At 49.8% G+C, this 16,019-nt stretch carries 15 protein-coding genes; 4 read left to right on the top strand and 11 right to left on the bottom strand.

Features of this window, described 5'->3' with window-relative positions; translation table 11 throughout:
* Window positions 1-34: 34 nt before the first annotated feature.
* Both SIB74_RS12070 and SIB74_RS12065 read right to left on the bottom strand, forming a co-directional pair.
* Entirely contained in the window at window positions 35-1,843 is a 1,809-nt protein-coding gene (locus SIB74_RS12070; RefSeq protein WP_063396450.1) for a thiamine pyrophosphate-binding protein, read from the bottom strand.
* Window positions 1,843-2,748, bottom strand: coding sequence for a 3-dehydroquinate synthase family protein (locus SIB74_RS12065; protein WP_231906141.1), 906 nt, complete (start codon window positions 2,746-2,748; stop codon window positions 1,843-1,845). Before SIB74_RS12065 ends, SIB74_RS12070 begins: the two co-directional genes overlap by 1 nt.
* On the opposite strand from SIB74_RS12065, the gene SIB74_RS12060 reads away from it, so the two are divergent.
* On the top strand, window positions 2,674-2,949 hold the full coding sequence (locus SIB74_RS12060) for a hypothetical protein (RefSeq protein WP_231906144.1): 276 nt from the start codon (window positions 2,674-2,676) through the stop codon (window positions 2,947-2,949). The genes SIB74_RS12065 and SIB74_RS12060 overlap by 75 nt on opposite strands.
* Window positions 2,950-2,969: 20 nt before the next feature.
* Here SIB74_RS12060 and SIB74_RS12055 read toward each other — a convergent pair whose 3' ends face one another.
* The 8 genes from SIB74_RS12055 to SIB74_RS12020 all read right to left on the bottom strand — a co-directional run bounded on the left by SIB74_RS12055 (window position 2,970) and on the right by SIB74_RS12020 (window position 11,914).
* A complete protein-coding gene (locus tag SIB74_RS12055) occupies window positions 2,970-3,665 on the bottom strand; it encodes an SDR family NAD(P)-dependent oxidoreductase (RefSeq protein WP_063396452.1) in 696 nt (231 codons plus the stop codon).
* Entirely contained in the window at window positions 3,662-5,233 is a 1,572-nt protein-coding gene (rfbH, locus tag SIB74_RS12050) for a lipopolysaccharide biosynthesis protein RfbH (RefSeq protein ID WP_231906114.1), read from the bottom strand. Before rfbH ends, SIB74_RS12055 begins: the two co-directional genes overlap by 4 nt.
* Before the next feature lie 29 nt (window positions 5,234-5,262).
* Window positions 5,263-6,360, bottom strand: coding sequence for a CDP-glucose 4,6-dehydratase (rfbG, locus tag SIB74_RS12045; protein ID WP_063396453.1), 1,098 nt, complete (start codon window positions 6,358-6,360; stop codon window positions 5,263-5,265).
* Complete coding sequence (gene rfbF, locus SIB74_RS12040) at window positions 6,345-7,112, bottom strand: glucose-1-phosphate cytidylyltransferase (protein ID WP_063396454.1); 768 nt, start codon at window positions 7,110-7,112, stop codon at window positions 6,345-6,347. The genes rfbG and rfbF overlap by 16 nt, the downstream gene beginning before the upstream one ends.
* Window positions 7,113-7,115: 3 nt before the next feature.
* Window positions 7,116-7,946 carry an ABC transporter permease gene (locus SIB74_RS12035; RefSeq protein WP_063396455.1) on the bottom strand — a complete coding sequence of 277 codons (831 nt, stop codon included), beginning with the start codon at window positions 7,944-7,946 and terminating at the stop codon, window positions 7,116-7,118.
* Complete coding sequence (locus SIB74_RS12030; protein WP_082818506.1) at window positions 7,943-8,647, bottom strand: ABC transporter ATP-binding protein; 705 nt, start codon at window positions 8,645-8,647, stop codon at window positions 7,943-7,945. Before SIB74_RS12030 ends, SIB74_RS12035 begins: the two co-directional genes overlap by 4 nt.
* 109 nt (window positions 8,648-8,756) lie before the next feature.
* Complete coding sequence (locus SIB74_RS12025) at window positions 8,757-9,569, bottom strand: glycosyltransferase family 2 protein (RefSeq protein WP_197463311.1); 813 nt, start codon at window positions 9,567-9,569, stop codon at window positions 8,757-8,759.
* Window positions 9,569-11,914 carry a sulfotransferase family protein gene (locus SIB74_RS12020; RefSeq protein ID WP_063396457.1) on the bottom strand — a complete coding sequence of 782 codons (2,346 nt, stop codon included), beginning with the start codon at window positions 11,912-11,914 and terminating at the stop codon, window positions 9,569-9,571. Before SIB74_RS12020 ends, SIB74_RS12025 begins: the two co-directional genes overlap by 1 nt.
* Window positions 11,915-11,972: 58 nt before the next feature.
* Between SIB74_RS12020 and SIB74_RS12015 the strand changes: the two genes are divergently transcribed.
* Together SIB74_RS12015 and SIB74_RS12010 are read left to right on the top strand one after the other, a co-directional pair.
* Window positions 11,973-12,758, top strand: coding sequence for a sulfotransferase family protein (locus SIB74_RS12015; RefSeq protein WP_082818508.1), 786 nt, complete (start codon window positions 11,973-11,975; stop codon window positions 12,756-12,758).
* Between the two features lie 11 nt (window positions 12,759-12,769).
* Window positions 12,770-14,002, top strand: a complete 1,233-nt coding sequence (locus SIB74_RS12010; protein ID WP_063396458.1) for a glycosyltransferase — start codon at window positions 12,770-12,772, stop codon at window positions 14,000-14,002.
* Here SIB74_RS12010 and SIB74_RS12005 read toward each other — a convergent pair.
* Window positions 13,981-14,868: a sulfatase-like hydrolase/transferase gene (locus tag SIB74_RS12005; RefSeq protein WP_156486150.1), complete on the bottom strand. Its 888-nt coding sequence runs from the start codon at window positions 14,866-14,868 to the stop codon at window positions 13,981-13,983. The two genes, SIB74_RS12010 and SIB74_RS12005, sit on opposite strands and share 22 nt — an antisense overlap.
* A gap of 53 nt (window positions 14,869-14,921) precedes the next feature.
* Between SIB74_RS12005 and SIB74_RS12000 the strand changes: the two genes are divergently transcribed.
* Window positions 14,922-16,019 (top strand): HlyD family secretion protein, encoded by a 1,098-nt coding sequence (locus SIB74_RS12000; RefSeq protein ID WP_197463312.1) that lies wholly within the window; start codon window positions 14,922-14,924, stop codon window positions 16,017-16,019.

The raw sequence follows: 16,019 nt of genomic DNA, 5'->3' as shown, positions 1-16,019 counted from the left end.
TTATTATATCACAATTAAAATGAGCGCAAGGGAGTCAAGAAGCTTTTTTTGGAATAAAGCGTGTCACAAAATCCTCAAGCTCTTGATCTAAATCCGGACTCATTCGATGCAAGGGATTTGATTCCATGCCGCCATTAGCACTAATGCGACTAACGATCTTAGGAGAATATGTCTGTTCAGGATGCAATGGGACCAAAAACAGAGCAGGGCCTTGGTGATTCCACAAATGATCAAACCGTTCAGCATCCCACCAATCATCGCCTAACTCAAAGCAATCAATCCCATAAGCCTCGGCAAGTTTTGACCAATCAGGAAAGCCTAAGCCCGAAGAAATATCACAACCCATATAAGCGCCACCAAAGTAATTCTTTTGTGTCATCCTGATCGATGCATAACCATTATTGCAAAACAGGAACATCTTTAGATTGAGATTATTTACCGCCACAGTTGCTAACTCCTGAAGGTTCTGGGTGAATCCACCATCGCCCTCAACTAGCACTGTACGCACATCAGGATCAGCAATCGATGTTCCGATAGCACCTGATAAGCCATAACCCATGCTCGCTAATCCCTTATCAGTAATCATTGTCTGACCCTGCTGCAGCTCAAAAGCCTGCATCATTACAGTGAATGCTCCTCCACTGCTGCAAGGGACAATGTGATCAGAAGCATTGCAAAGCTTGGATAGCATGATTACCATCTCAAAGGGATTGAGATAACCAACGGGTGTGAAATTGCAGGCTTCAGAAATCGGCAATCTGGTTTTAACCTCAGAACAGTAAGCAAGCCAATCAGGGTGAATACCCAAGTCAAAACTGAGCAACTGTTGTATAAAATCATTAGCATTCGCTTCAATGGCTAGATCAAGTTTTGGATTGGGCTTCGCCAGCTCAGCTGGATCAATGTCAACCTGAATAACTTTCCCAGCTGGCACAAATTCTTGCCAATTAAAGCCTGTCTGCTGGAGCCCAAGCCGGCTGCCGATCGCAACCAAAAAATCTGATTGCTGAATCAGCAGATTGCTGTAGCGCTGTCCCCAGGTATTGGGCCTGCCAAAATAATTGGAATGCTCTGCGCCATAGCGATCGGCTCCATTCCAGGTCGTCATTACTGGCAAACCAAGCGAAGCAAGCTGGGGCTCTAACTGCTGAGCCGTTACACAAGAGATCCCCCCTCCAAGCAGCAAGACAGGACGCTCAGCCGCGGCTATAGAAACTGCTAAGGAATGAACCATGTCACTGTCGATGACAGGACCAGCGCCATCAGCCTTGTTGATATTGGCTTCATCGATGCCAGCGACCCAAGCATCAGGAACTTGCATTGCTTGAACATCAAGCGGAAACTCTAGAAATACAGGGCCAGGACGAGCCTGCCAGCATGAAGAGACTTCAGCCAAAAATGCTTGTTGCTCTAATGGCTCTCGCAAGCAAAGGCTCCTTTTGCAAACGGGAGCAGCCATGGCAACACCATTCACCTCCTGAATGCCCAATTGGCGCAAACCAGACGAAGCAAGATCCGCCACTTTCGCCTGACCACCAAGGAGGAGTAGCTCACGGCTTTCTAACCAAGCCCCAGCGAGGCCCGTCAGAGCATTCGTTAATCCAGGGCCTGCTGTGACAAGAGCAATGGCTCGACCCATTGGCTTGGTCACCTTCCCAGATGAGACGGTTGCATTGTGATACTCAGCAGCCACAACTGCTGCAACTTCATGAACCACAGGCACACAATGCATCGTCTGCCTGGCTGAATTTAGGAGGTGCATAATATTGCCACCCGCCACAAAGTAACAATGGCTATAGCCACTCCGCTTAAGCCATTGAAAAACAACATCTGAATATTTCATCATAATCGATTTGCTAAAGACTTTTTATCTGATATTTCATCAGAAACAATAGCCAAAACCTCTTGCATCGCCTTCAAAATACGAGCCAAGGAATCATCATCAGATCGCAAGCGAATCTCCTCAACACCCAATCCAGAATCAGCCACAGCTGTAGGAACAATCAAGTGAAAATGGCCTGGAGAGTGTTTCTTGTCAGCCCGAAAAGCTTTGACAAAAACATCGGCTTCAAAGACAGTCAATTGCTTAAGTAACAAGATAGGCTTCAAAAGATTCATGCAATGTTGCCAGAGCAAAGAGTCGGTTATCTCTGTACCAACAAATCGTATGGCTGCCATCATCCCAAGACCCACTGCCAAGCCATGGGGAATGGCAAAGGCTGTTGCAGATTCAAGGGCATGGCCCCATGTATGGCCAAAATTAAGTAGCCGCCTCTCAGCCTGATCAAATTCATCTTTTTCGATAAACCACTTCTTAACGGCCAAAGTTGCATGAAGTAATTGAGCGAGTTCTTCTTCTGTCCAAGCTCCAGCAACAACTGGAGATGCTAACTGCTCATAATTCTCAAAAGTTGTCTTGCCTCTACAAAAAGAAATCTTTGCGGCCTCTGCCGCTCCACCTGCCATCTCGACCATCGGTAAAGAGCGGGCAAAAATAGGCAAAATATCAATACGGCGCGGCGGATGAAAGTTGCCGACAAGATTTTTATATGGACCAACATTAATAGAACTCTTGCCACCTAGGCAGGAATCAACCATGCCCAAAAATGTAGTTGGGACGTAACTCCAACCAATTCCGCGCATATATAAAGACGCCACAAAGGTTGCAATGTCTTGAATGACTCCACCGCCGATCGCGATGAGATGAGAACCACGGCCGAGTCCTGCTTGTTTGAGAGCGACAAACACGTCAATGGTGGCTGGCAGTGCCTTGGCATCCTCATTCGCCTCAATCCAGACCACAGGGACATTTGCAGGCAATGGCAGGCGATCACGAAAAAATGCATCCACCAAAAAGGCGTCAGCTTCAAAGCAACATTCGCTCAAATCATTGAGATCCGAAAAAGCAACCTTGTAATTGGCATAAGAGCTTTGGATGTCGAGGGTTAAGAGATCAGCCATAACGGTTCTCAAGAATGCTTCACACCAATGAACCCAGCATCAACTGTAAGGAACTGACCTGTGATAGCCCGGTTGGAGGGGTCCGCCAAGAACGCTACGGCAGAGGCGATGTCTGCCGGTTCAGCGAGGCGACGGAGTGCTGACTGATCAATAATCCCTTTAATCTGCTCAGACGACAAGTTGGCGCGAGTCATCGGCGTATCAACCACTCCTGGCAACACAGCATTAATCAAGATGCCACGCTCACCAAGATCAAGCGCACACGATTTGACCAAACCATGCAAGGCAGCCTTGGAAATCGTGTAGGACATTTTTCCAGGACGACTTTCTTGCTGCCAAATCGAGCTGACGACAACAAGGCGGCTACCACCAAGCAATTTTCCGGCTTTCAATAAAGCCGATAGACTTGAGGCAATAAACACCACATTGGATTGCCAGAGACGTTCTAGATCTTCTAAATCAAAATCAGCAATCACATCGCTACAGTTCAAGCCATGCGCCCAAATCACGACATCCAAACAAGGTAAGCGAGAAAAGACACTTGCCTCTTGTGGCCGCTGATAGGCAACCTGCAGATGATTGTTGATAGCATCATCATGTCCTGAGCCAGCAGTCAAAACACTAAAGCTTTTCTGCGTCATTACCTTTTCAATTGCAGAACCTAAAGCGCCGCGCGCCCCAAACAGAAGAGCATTCCCACTCATGAGATCGCGGTATTGGGTTGGCTAATATTATATTTTTTCTCCGCAACAAAAGCAGAAATCAAAGCCAATTCTCGATCGATCATTTCCTCTGAGAGGCCTGGATAAGTTCCCAGGAACAACGCTTCTTGCATCAATTGATCTGCCCCTGGCATCTCAGGCATAGCCAATCGCATGGCATCGGGTCGGTCCTTACGCAATTGCACAAAGGCAGGCTGCTTTAACAAATTCCCGCCAAACAACATCCTTGTACCCACTCCATTGTCAGCAAGATGGCGACCAAGCTCTGAACTGGTGAAAGGCGCCTCTGAGCGAACAAGAAGCAAAAAGCCAAACCAACTGCAATCAGTGCTTGCTCCACTACTGTCCCAAGCGAAAGACCCACTAGAGGATTCAAATCTCGTGGCATGTGTCGGCAGGCAAAAATTAAAGACATCATTCAAGTGATGTAATCCTTGTCGCAATCGCTGCCAATTGCGTTTACGCATCTCAATAAACTCTGGCAAGCGACGAATCTGAATGCGGCCGATTGCAGCCTGCGGATCTAGTGGTTTGAGGTTGTAGCCAAAGTGGGAATAAATGTACTTATGGTCATACCCCTTAGGAAGTTCACCCAATTGCCAGTCATATCGCTTGGAACATGTGTCATCACGTCCACTTGGGCACCAACAGTCACGACCCCAATCACGAAAACTTTCAACGATGCGCCTCAGTAAAGAACTTTCCACGATGTTGACTGCTCCCCCTTCTCCCATCGTTAAGTGATGGGGTGGATAAAAACTCTGAGTACTGATATCTCCCCAGGTACCTGTCCAACGAATCACATGGGCATCGCCAGCATCTAATCCTGGACTGTTCTGATCAAATCCAAGCTCTTCTGCCTGCTCTCTCGGCATGGTGTAACTGCATCCAAGGGCATCGCAGTTGTCCTCAATAAGCCATAGATCATGTTGACGACAAAATGACAACACACCTCCCAAATCAAAGGGATTACCAAGTGCATGAGCAGCCATCACGGCCTTGGTTCGCCCAGAAACAAAGGCCGCTTCAAGCTGATCAACATTCAAATTGCCTGTTAAAGGATCGTTATCAATAAAAACAGGAATACAACCGTTCTGAAAAATTGGGGTCACGGTCGTTGGAAAACCGGCAGCACAAGTGATCACTTCATCACCGGGCTGCAGCCTCTTCGACGCAGGGAGCAAATGTGATGTCAGCGCAGACAAGGCCAATAGATTGGCCGAAGAGCCAGAGTTGACTGCTAGACAAGCCCGAACCCCCAAAAAACCAGCGAGTTCTTTTTGAAAGGCCTCTCCCTCATTGCCAAGAGTGAGCCAAAAATCAAGAGTGCTGCTGACTGCAGCCTCCACCTCATCTTCAGTAAACACACGGCCTGCATAGGGAATGGATCCTCCTTTTGAATCAAAGGCAGGTCTTAAGGGATCTCCAGCGGGACGAAAAGCACGATGAGCAGATGCTGCATAACGGCGCGTCAATGCAAGGATTTCTGCTTTGAGAGCTTCGAGTTCTGCTGGACTCGCCATTGATTCAGCGCTAATGGGAACAGACAACAACAGCAACCATTACTAAGGGCAAATTATCAGCCCTTCACGTAGCGATCGATCTGTTCAATACATAATTGGCGCGCATCTTCTCCAGCATGAAAGCGGCTATACCAATTCACCGTTTCCGCAATCGTGACCTCAAAACTCCAACGAGGGCTCCAACCAAGCTGATGGAATGCTCGATCGGTGGTTAGATCTAGGCGCCCAGCTTCATGTTTGGCCTTGGGATCGGATTGATCAAGCCATGATCCAGGCCAATGGCTGAGGATTTCTTCTACAAGGGCTGCCACTGGCCGGTTGGCGCTTCGTTGCGGACCAAAATTGAAGGCGGTCGCAAGATTGGGATTCTCGTGCAGCTGCTCAGCCAAGGCGAGATAGCCACCCAGAGGCTCAAGCACATGCTGCCAAGGCCTTGTCGATTCAGGCGCACGCACGACAATTGGCTCTGCCTTGATCAGAGCTCGTATGGCATCAGGAACAATGCGATTTTCAGCCCAATCACCACCGCCAATCACATTGCCTGCACGCGCTGAAACCAGCTTCAAATTGGGCACTTGATGGGGCAAGAGACCACAAAAACTTGCTCGCCAACTAGCAATCGCAAGTTCTGCTGCTGCCTTACTACTGCTGTAAGGATCATGACCTCCGAGGGGATCATTCTCCCGATAGCCATAATCCCACTCTTGATTGTCGTAGACCTTGTCGGTGGTGATCATCACCGACACACATGGATGATCCAATTGTCGCAAAGCCTCGAGCACATGGCAGGTACCAATCACGTTGGTATTCCAGGTCTGCAAAGGTTCTCGATAACTTCTGGTCACAAGAGGCTGGGCAGCAAGATGAAAAACCACCTCGGGCTGAAAGGCGCTCAGCCGCGTGACTAGATGATCAGCCTGCGCCAAATCAGCGCGCTCATCACGTGACAGATCAGCCGCGATCTCAAGGCTGTCGAATAGGGAGGGTCCACCAGCCTGGTCTGGATCAAGGGCATAGCCTTCCACAACTGCTCCCCAATGCAGCAACCAAAGAGCCAACCAGCTGCCTTTAAAGCCTGTGTGGCCACTGAGCCAGACGCGTCTGCCACGCCAAAAATCTGGATTCCAGCTCTCAGCCATCACCATGTTTTCCATGGGGCGCGATCATCCTTCCAGAGTTCTTCAAGCAGCTGACGATCGCGCAGGGTATCCATGGGTTGCCAGAAGCCATGGTGCTGAAATGCATTGAGTTGGTCTGCCGAAGCGATAGCTGGCAAGCAATCCCTCTCCCACACGCTTTCGTCGCCATTGATCGTGTCCAAAACCTCTGGCTCCAGAACAAAAAAGCCACCATTAATCCAAGATCCATCACCCTGTGGCTTCTCCTCAAAACCCAGCACCCGCCCCCTTTCAAAAGCAAGCGATCCGAAGCGGCCAGGAGGCTGAACAGCGGTGAGTGTGGCCCAGCGAGCCTCAGTGCGATGGAACTCAATCAAGGCCGTTAAATCCACATCAGCAACTCCATCACCGTATGTAAAACAAAAAGATCCGCCATCTAAATAAGAAGCAACCCTACGTAAACGACCGCCGGTGAGAGTTGATTCCCCAGTGTCTACAAGGGTGACTTTCCAAGGCTCAGCATTCTGCTGATGCACCTCCATTTGATTCGTACTCATATCAAAGGTGACATCACTACTATGAAGAAAGTAATTAGCAAAGTATTCTTTAATCACATAACCTTTGTATCCACAGCAAATCACGAAATCATTGATACCATGCTGCGAATAAATCTTTAGAATATGCCAAAGAATTGGACGACCTCCGACCTCAATCATCGGCTTTGGCTTGAGGTGCGTCTCCTCTGAAATCCTCGTACCGAGACCACCAGCAAGAATAACGGCCTTCATTTCCTAGACCCAAAAAGGCATATTGTAGCGAACGCGCTTCAGCCAATAGCAAACAATCCATATTAAAATTATATTCACAAAGAGCGTCGCAAATTCGGCCCTAAAATAAACATCTCCATCGATCAAAGCTGTACGCAAAGGAGCAAGGACACGATAAAAAGGATTGAGGTCTGCAATTAATGCCATTTTACCCAAGCCTTCTTTCTGATACAGGATTGGAGAGAGCAAAAAAGTTAATTGCATCAAGATCGGCATCAGCTGAGCAACATCCTTAAAGCGAGAGCCCAACACAGCCATCAAAACCGTTATCCAAAAACAAAAAAGCACAACATTGATGAGTGGCAACCAAACACTCGTTAATGCATGCAGCCAAAGCACCGGCTTAATAAAAAGGATCGGAATCATGACAATCGCCAAGCTCTGTGCAAATGTCTGAACCTGAAAAGCCCATTCTTCAAGGCAATAAAAAATTGCTGGCAGAGAATTATTGATCAACTGATCACTACGCATAGTAAATAGCGTGCTAGCACTAATCACAGTCAAGCTAATAAAACCAAAGATCGTATAACCCAGTCCCAGATAAACAACATAGTCCCAAGGATTGGCAATATTAAAAACCGCGCCATACACTGCTCCCAAAAGGGCCACACTCAAAAGATTGCTTAATCCAAGCCAAAAGCTCCCAAGATAAGTGCGACTAAATCGCGCCAAGGTTCGCAGCCAGGCGCTATACCACCAGGCCCGAGCCGTGCGCAACACAAAAACAAAGCCAAAACCTTGCGCAGGAGCAGTTTCAATAAGAGCTATCTGATCTTCAGCAGGAGGCACTCTCATGATGCTGTCACCCCTTTTGAGTAATGAGTCAAAGCCTCATGCAAAGGCCCATCGAACACAACCCGGCCATGATTAAGAACCAAGCCCCTGTTGCAAAACTGACTCAACAACTCCACCGAGTGAGACGCCAAAATCAACGTGCCCACCTGACCGAGAAATTCACTCAATCGCTGACGAGCTCGAGAAAGGAACCACTGATCCCCTGCTCCCATGCCCTCATCGAGGGCCAAGGCCTCATGGCGAAAAGCAGTTAACAAGCCGAATTGAAGACGAGTTTTCATGCCGTCGCTGTAGGTACGAATTGGTAGATGAATGAAATCAGCGAGCTCAGTAAATTCCACAAGTTGATCAAGAAATTGATCAAAACCATCAATGGTGTTGCGATTCAATAGGTACTGAGCTCTTGCTGCATGACGACCACTGAGGTCCGTATCGACCCAGAAACTTTTATTAATCAGCGGGGCAATGTGTCCATTACGCCTGATGCGCCCCTGGCTTGGCGCATAGACATCGGCAAGCAAGCGCAACAACGTGCTTTTTCCTGCGCCGTTATGACCCAACAAAGCCACCCTGTCGCCCTTTTGAATGGTGAAGTTCAAGTCAGAAAGTGCTTGAACCGTTAAGCCGCGAGTACGGCTGCGATTGAGCAAACCCCCTGTCAGCCCGCCAACGAAAGCCGACTTCAGAGAGCGACTGCCCACTCCATCAACAGGAATGTCCAGACAAACATGCTCAAGTTGAACCAGGGGATCGTTGACTGCACTAGTCAGAGGAAAACCTTTCTTGATCCAACAAATTTAGCGGCCTTGGTCATCTGGTTCCAGTTGTGCCACCAACACAAGTCAACCAAGGATGCCGTTCCTTAAGCAGATGCTCCAGACCGCGCACATTGGGCAAAGCCGTGACCGCAGTCATCGAATCTTGATGCACGCTGTAGCAGCCAAGGGGCTGAGGGCACTGAACTCCACTCCAACCGGCATCAATTAAAGAACACCAGAAGTCATAGTCTTCCCAGCCGCCTGGAATGTGGACATAACCGCCAACCTCTTGCCAGGCCGAACGCCTGATCAACGCCATCGCATCGACAGCATTGGAGGCCGCAAAAATCGACTGTTGCCAAGGGCGCCCCTCGCCTTGAAAAACCTGCGGCGAGGCCATTGGCGGCACTGTGAGCAACAAGGGGTGCACAACTGCAACCTGATCATCCACACACTGAGCTAAACGATGAGATTGCTCGAGAGCTCTTGGCGCTAAAGGGTTATCGGCATCCTGCACCCATACCCATGCAGTTGTCGTTGCAGCGAAGCCCGTATTGCGAGCAGCTGCCAAGCCACCATTGTGCTGATGCTGGAGCAATCGAACACTGCAGAAGCAATCCTGATGTTCCACAAGCCACCCTTCCACCCTTGCAGCACCCAAATCAGTAGATGCGTCATCCACCACAACCAACTGAATGCCTTCGAGAGTTTGCAACGCAACCGTTTCAAGAGTCTCAAGAATGCAATCGGCATAGTTGTACAGACTGACCACAACTGCCACCAAAGGCCTCTGGCCAGATCGAGAGGACAAATCCAACAGAATGTTGCAAGCAGGTGATGGTGTGATCAGAGACGAAGCAACCATCAGCGGCAACGAAATTCCCATTGCAGAAGCAAATCAAGCTCTACTTCTGGAGCCAACACAACGGCTTCAGCTGACAACTGACAAGCACCTTGCTGTATTGGCTCAAGCCAGAGAACCCTCTTACAACTCTGAGCCAATTTATTGAGCCAAGCCTGCAACGCCTTGAGCTGATCAAGGCTGGCAATTTCAATCTGAGGCAAACGAGGCAACAGCAACAATCCAGCAGCTTCTAACTTCAGGCCCACCTCTCCCCAGCGCCGTTCCTGGGTCGGACCACTGCTGCCAATGACAGCGAGCTCAATGGAAGGATCAAACCAACGGGGATCTGGAAGGCCAAGTTTGAGCTGTGCCAACCGCAAGAGAGCCTCAGTACTACCAGGTGCCAGCTCCAAAGGTTGAAAAGGCTGATGAAGAGCCTTTACGCCAAACAACTGCAAAAAAGCTGTTCGCTGAGGATCTGGATCCAGCACTGCTTCCATCCCGCGAAGGCCCTGGATCCAGCTAGCGAGACTTTTAGTAGCAGGCCAGTAAAGATTGATCAGCCAATCTCCAGGGGAACTCGTCCGTTGCCAAATAAGACAGTCATCAACATCCTCCAACACATGCAGCCTTACCGAGGCGGATTTTGTAATGGCGAGTTGATCACTGCAACCAGCCAACAACCGCTCTGCACGCCAAGGCAAATCATGGCCAAAAGCTAAGGTTTGGGGAATATGCAGACTTGAAGCAGCAGTCAGTTGACCTTGCAAGCCCAAGGCAAACAAAGATGCCTGCTCAGTATCAAAAAGGTTGAAACTTGGCAGCAGTTTCTGCATGGCGTTGGGCTCAAGCCAACGTTCGGCTGGCCATAGTCCTCGCTGGTTCCAAAGTCTCAGCAGATCAACAAGGGCAACGGGCAGGCGAGTGGAGCACACTGGCTCGGCTAGAGCCGCCCCATAAAGATTGCCGCAGGGATGTGTGAGGCCAGGATCAGTGGGATCTCCCCCATCGAGAATCAGGGCCATCAGTGGTTCACCTGGCAAGCCATGCCGCCTCTTCATCCAGAGTGGATCGACAGCTGGATGCGGGGCCAGGCCTTGCTGCCAACCCTCGACTAAATAATGCTCCAAAGGCGTGGGTTGAGCCGTGCAATCTGCCTGCCGACATTGCTGCCTGTAATGCACAGAGTCAAAGCGTGGATGAACCTGAATGTCGTCATGAATGGCCTCTCTCCGATAGAGGGCAACAGCCTCTTTACGCAAGCCCAAATGGGCCCACATCCTTGCTGACTCCAGCAATGGATGTGGGTTCACACCCAAACGCCAACCAACGCGTTGATACCAAGCCAAGGGGTCGCGATGTTCGCGCAACAAGCTTGGCCTTTGCCGCGTAATCCAAACGGGAGAGACCAAAGGACCACAACCAAAAGCTTGGAGAAAGCTTTTGCGATAAGACCACAAGCCACCCTTCTCGAGCAGAGGGGAGCCCAACAGCCAAAGCCAATCAAGAGAATGGGCAAGCTGCTGGCGCAGGGGACGCCGTGGTTTTAAGGGACCCTTGAACAATTTGCGCGGGAGGCGAACGGTCGTGCGTTGATGCAGCCAATGATGAAGTTGCTTGAGGCGAGGATCCAAGGACGGCGCTACATCAGGGAGAGGCTGTTGATGGCGATGCTCTGGCTTGATTGCAGCTTTGATGGCATTCAGCTGTTCAGGCTTGGGCTCAGGCAAACCAAGATCAACAGCCAACAAGCGTGCCTGGCACTCAGGATTTGTAAACCAGGCTTCGTAATGAAGAACAAGAGGGTCTGCTTCATCTGCCAAAGGCGATGACGTCAGCACAGCCGAGTTGAAACGCCACCACAACTGTTGAGCACGCCACCAGGTCATGCCTGCAAGCCGTTCATCTCGTGCCATCACCGAGGCCACGACTGCTTCTGGATCACGAACCGCTAAAACCAACCGCAATGGAATGTTCAGTTCCTTGCACAGCTGCCGCCACAACGGCAGAAAAACACTGCTGCGAGGATCCTTAATCGCCCAGGGCCCCTGCTGGCGAAAAGCTTCCTCCTTCAAAAGTGAACGCAAACCTTGCTCACAATTCAGCGTCGCTGGATGAGATCTCCATGCCTCAGGAAGAGGGTGGGCTCCTCGAGGTCCTGCCCAAAAACGATCCAGCTCTATGAGTAACTGCTCTTGTAATTGCGTGACATCGTGACGCTCAAAATAACCCTCAGGATTATGAGCATCCCCAGCAATCAAATCCCCAGGCATACCAACGCCGAGCTGTGGCAATACAGAGCCCAACAAGGAGGTGCCGCTACGGTGCATTCCTACCAGCAAGAGCAAGGGAGCTGGGCGATGCATGGATCAAAATGATTAGGGAAAACCTAAGCCAAACCAGTCCTTTACTTGCCTAGGTGTGATGGTTCAGGTTTTTGATACCTCAATTCGCAAGCTGAAGCAGCAATTCGGCTTACGTGCCAAAGAGCCCCTTCCTCATTTTTTGGTCATCGGTACCCAGAAAGGCGGCACCACAAGCCTCCACAAGCTTCTTTCTCTGCATCCCGATATCTTCCTGCCCAAATGCAAAGAAGTTCAATACTTCAGCTTGCATGCTGACAAGCCAATCAGTTGGTATGCCAAACACTTCAATGCAGCAAAGCCTGGTCAACGCCGTGGCGACATCTCCCCTTATTACATGTTTCATCCAGAAGCACCAAGGCGAATCAAACAGTTGTTGCCAAAGGTTCGCTTGATTGCCCTGCTTCGTGATCCTGTGGAGAGAACCCTCTCGCAATATTTCCATGCTCATCGCCATGGATTTGAAGAGCTTGAACTTCACGCGGCACTAGCAGCAGAACCAGCAAGGCTTGCTAGTGGCAACCATTACAGCTTGCAAAAACACAGTTACCTCAGTCGCAGCTACTACCTCGAGCAGCTTGATCGTTACGAAGCACTCTTTGCAAAGCGCCAAATCCTTGTGCTCCGCAGTGAGGATCTGTTCAACAACACCGATGCGATATGGAAGCGAATTCAGCAATTCCTACATCTTCAAGATCAGCCTCTACCCATGCCGCTGCCTAGAGCCAATGCGGGCCAAGGGGAGGCCAAAGACGTAGATCCCAACGTACGGGCCCAGCTCAGACGCGAGCTAGCCAAAACGGCCGAAGGCATAAAAAACCGATACGGCTTCAACTGGGGCTGGTAGACACTGAATCCATGGACTTCCTCTTCATCCACGGAAACTACCCAGCGCAGTTCCGACATCTAGCATCGCTGCTGGGACAAGAACAACAGCATCGAGTCGTTTTTCTGACAGCCCGCCAGGACGCCGCAAATGAACCCGTCCCTGGCATAGAAACCCGCACGTTTGCATGCCACCGCAGCCCACATCCAGAAACGCACCATTACCTAACAGCCACGGAAGACGCCGTACTACAGGGTCAAGCTGTAATTAAAGAAGTTCATAATCTTATCGAGGAAGGATTAAGGCCACGTGTGGTGGTGACCCACTCAGGCGTAGGGGTTGGTCTATTCATCAAGGATTTGCTTCCAAATGCTCTGCATGTGGGTTATTTTGAGTGGTTTTTCCGACCAGCCACAGCAAAGCACCTCCTCAAAAATTTCGATCTCGATAATCAGCTGAGAATTGGCCTTCGCAATCTTGTGATCCTCCACGAACTGGAGAACTGTGATCTGGGAGTTGTACCAACTCACTGGCAAAAAAGCCAATTCCCAAACACCTATCAACAGAAACTCTCGGTGATCTTCGATGGTATTGACACAAATTTCTTTCATCCTTGCCCCACAGGTCTTTCCCTGGAAGAGAAAGACCTCGCGATCGCCAACCGCGAAAGCGGCGAAACTTTCCACTTGACAGCAGGGAACAAGATCATCAGCTATGCCACACGCGGTATGGAACCACTGCGTGGCTTCCCAGAATTCCTCAGGGCATTGCCAACGCTATTGAAGGAGGATCCCATGCTGCAAGTGGTGATCGCGGGAGCAGATCGCCGCGCCTACAGCTACGACGCACCAAGCCACAACGGCAGTTGGAAGGAGCATCTTCTCGATGAACTCGGAGAATTCGCTGGCCGAGAACGCATCCTTTTCACAGGCCTGTTGAATTACACCGATTACAGAGCACTACTTTGGCGCTCCAACCTACATTGCTATTTCACGCACCCTTATGTGACCAGCTGGAGCCTGTTTGAAGCAGCTGCCTGTGGGGCCAAATTGGCAGTGAGCCGCAACCCAGCAACTGATGGTATAGCAGAAGATGAAAGCGTTACATGGTTGAATCTCGACTCTGAGCAAAGCCTGAGCCCCATTTTGCGAAAAGCCTTGCAGGACAAAAACCATCCCGCAGCACAAATCAAACCTGGCTTCGAACTCTCACGGTCACTGCAGCTGTGGGAACAATTATTGAATCAAGGTCTGCGCAGCAGCTGACTCACTAGCGAACGTAGACGACTGGAAAAATTCGGAGGATTTGGAGCTCTAACAGACACACCCCTAACCCGCAGCATTAATGGAACCGTGAGAGTAGCCGGATGGCTAATTCCGTGTTCCCAGAGTCCATCTTCACCCCAGCAATCTCCGTGATCAGCGCAAACCAACACAGTTCCATCGCAAAAGCGCTGCAATAGTGGACCAATCTGTCGATCCACCCATTCCAAACAGATGCGTTGGCGCCTAGCACTTTCAGCAGCATCGCAATATGAGCCGCCAAAGGGTACACAAGGGCTTGGCCACCGCTCCCAAGAAGCTCCTTCGTGCCAATAAGGCACATGGGTCTCGCCAACGTTTAGGAAGCAAAACACAGGCTGGGCCAAAGGAGTCAAGGCCAGTTCAGTGGCTATCCAAGCCAACTGGTTGCTCAAACTCCAAGTGTTGCCTGAAAAATGGAAGCGTTCGAAAGGCGCTCCAAGTACGGCGCCAGTATCAGTAGCGGGATTGAACCAATCAACAGAAGCGCTGCCGATCGTTCGATAGCCGTTACGACGAAAACCCTCGATCATATTTGCACCTTCAAGCCTGAAGCCCTCACCATCTCTGCCCTGAGAGCCAGAAAATGCCATACGAAATAGCTTGCCAGCCTTTGGATTCAACCAGGGTTCTGTACTTGCCACCACACCTGGGGTAAAACCCATCCAAAAGGCGGCATGACTGCCATAAGTGAAATAACTAGGAGATTGAGCCCGATGAAGTACTCCGACACCAGCCAGATTAGGTAGGAAGCCAGCCTGATGAGCTTTAAAAAACGTGTCAAAGCGACAAGAATCAAGACTGACAAAAAGCACGTCGTCTCCTGCCATGTGAATTGCCAGACTCAACGAGTAGGGTAAGACGATGATTTTTCCAAGGATCCTTGAGTAGTAGGCAGAAGCGTCGCTTCATGCTCCTGCCGCAAGAACACACTGTGATGGTGAGGCAGACCTCCAAATGGGGACAGATCTTTCTACTCTCACTTGTGGGTTTGGGGGCAACTGCCTTCGTCACAGCTTGGTTCTACCGGCTCGATGAGGTGATAACTGTGCAAGGGCGATTGGTGCCTCAGGAAGGTGGCGTCGAAGTCAAAAGTCCCTTGAGCGGCCAGCTAGATGCTGTTCTGGTCAAAAATGGGCAACAGGTACTTAAGAAACAAGTTTTGCTGCGCTTTGATGTAAAAGCATCAAAGGCTGCAGAAGAAACTCTTATTCGCCAGTTAAACATTGAGGAAGATCGATTAGAAGATCAACTCAACAGCAGTAATCAGAGGCAGGAAACGCTCAAACGAAATCTCAAGCTCAGCGAAGATATTCTAAATAGGTTGAAGCCTCTTGCAGATTCAGGAGCTATTAGCGAGTTGCAGATCTTGCAACAGAAAAACCAACTTGAGGGTCAGCGTGATGAATTAAACCAACAACTTAACAGACAAGAAGAGTTGCAAAATGCAAGCAATAGCCGAACTGCTAAATTGCAAGGGGACTTGCAACAAGTTCAAAATAGATTACGAAATGAACTCGTCGAGGCCCCCATCAGCGGGACAGTTTTTAACTTAAAACCTGACAACGATCGCTATGTAGTGCGTAATGCCGAGCCCCTACTCAAAATTGTGCCTAAAGGCGAGCTAGGGGGAGAAGTGAATATCGACAACCGAGACATAGGCTTCATTCAGCCTGGTCAACCCGTCAAGGTGCGAGTAGACTCTTTCCCCTACACCGAATATGGGGAGATAGAGGGAACTATCAGCCGTATCGGTGCAGATGCCTTGCCACCAAACTCTCTAATATCTAGCTACCACTTTCCTGTTGATTTGAAGCTTTTAGAATCTCATCTAAAAACACGTGATGGCACCACTATCCCACTACAAGCAGGCATGACGATCACAACAAACCTGAAGCTACGTGATCGTCGCCTAATTGAACTACTCAGCGATCTCTTTACTAATAGGGGAGAGAGCCTCAAGCGCCTTCGTCAGCCTTAG

The sequence above is a fragment of the Prochlorococcus sp. MIT 1306 genome (assembly GCF_047304515.1).
Lineage (GTDB): Bacteria > Cyanobacteriota > Cyanobacteriia > PCC-6307 > Cyanobiaceae > Prochlorococcus > Prochlorococcus marinus_D.
Note: the sequence above shows the minus strand (reverse complement) of the source record. Positions and strands in the feature narration are given on the sequence as shown.

Bases quoted from the DNA above. Each gene is read 5' to 3' on its own strand.
- SIB74_RS12070 (WP_063396450.1), bottom strand. From the start codon at position 1,843: ATGAAATATTCAGATGTTGTTTTTCAATGGCTTAAGCGGAGTGGCTAT.
- SIB74_RS12055 (WP_063396452.1), bottom strand. From the start codon at position 3,665: ATGAGTGGGAATGCTCTTCTGTTTGGGGCGCGCGGCGCTTTAGGTTCT.
- rfbG (WP_063396453.1), bottom strand. From the start codon at position 6,360: ATGGAAAACATGGTGATGGCTGAGAGCTGGAATCCAGATTTTTGGCGT.
- rfbF (WP_063396454.1), bottom strand. From the start codon at position 7,112: ATGAAGGCCGTTATTCTTGCTGGTGGTCTCGGTACGAGGATTTCAGAG.
- SIB74_RS12035 (WP_063396455.1), bottom strand. From the start codon at position 7,946: ATGAGAGTGCCTCCTGCTGAAGATCAGATAGCTCTTATTGAAACTGCT.
- SIB74_RS12025 (WP_197463311.1), bottom strand. From the start codon at position 9,569: ATGGTTGCTTCGTCTCTGATCACACCATCACCTGCTTGCAACATTCTG.
- SIB74_RS12020 (WP_063396457.1), bottom strand. From the start codon at position 11,914: ATGCATCGCCCAGCTCCCTTGCTCTTGCTGGTAGGAATGCACCGTAGC.
- SIB74_RS12015 (WP_082818508.1), top strand. From the start codon at position 11,973: ATGGTTCAGGTTTTTGATACCTCAATTCGCAAGCTGAAGCAGCAATTC.
- SIB74_RS12010 (WP_063396458.1), top strand. From the start codon at position 12,770: ATGGACTTCCTCTTCATCCACGGAAACTACCCAGCGCAGTTCCGACAT.
- SIB74_RS12005 (WP_156486150.1), bottom strand. From the start codon at position 14,868: ATGGCAGGAGACGACGTGCTTTTTGTCAGTCTTGATTCTTGTCGCTTT.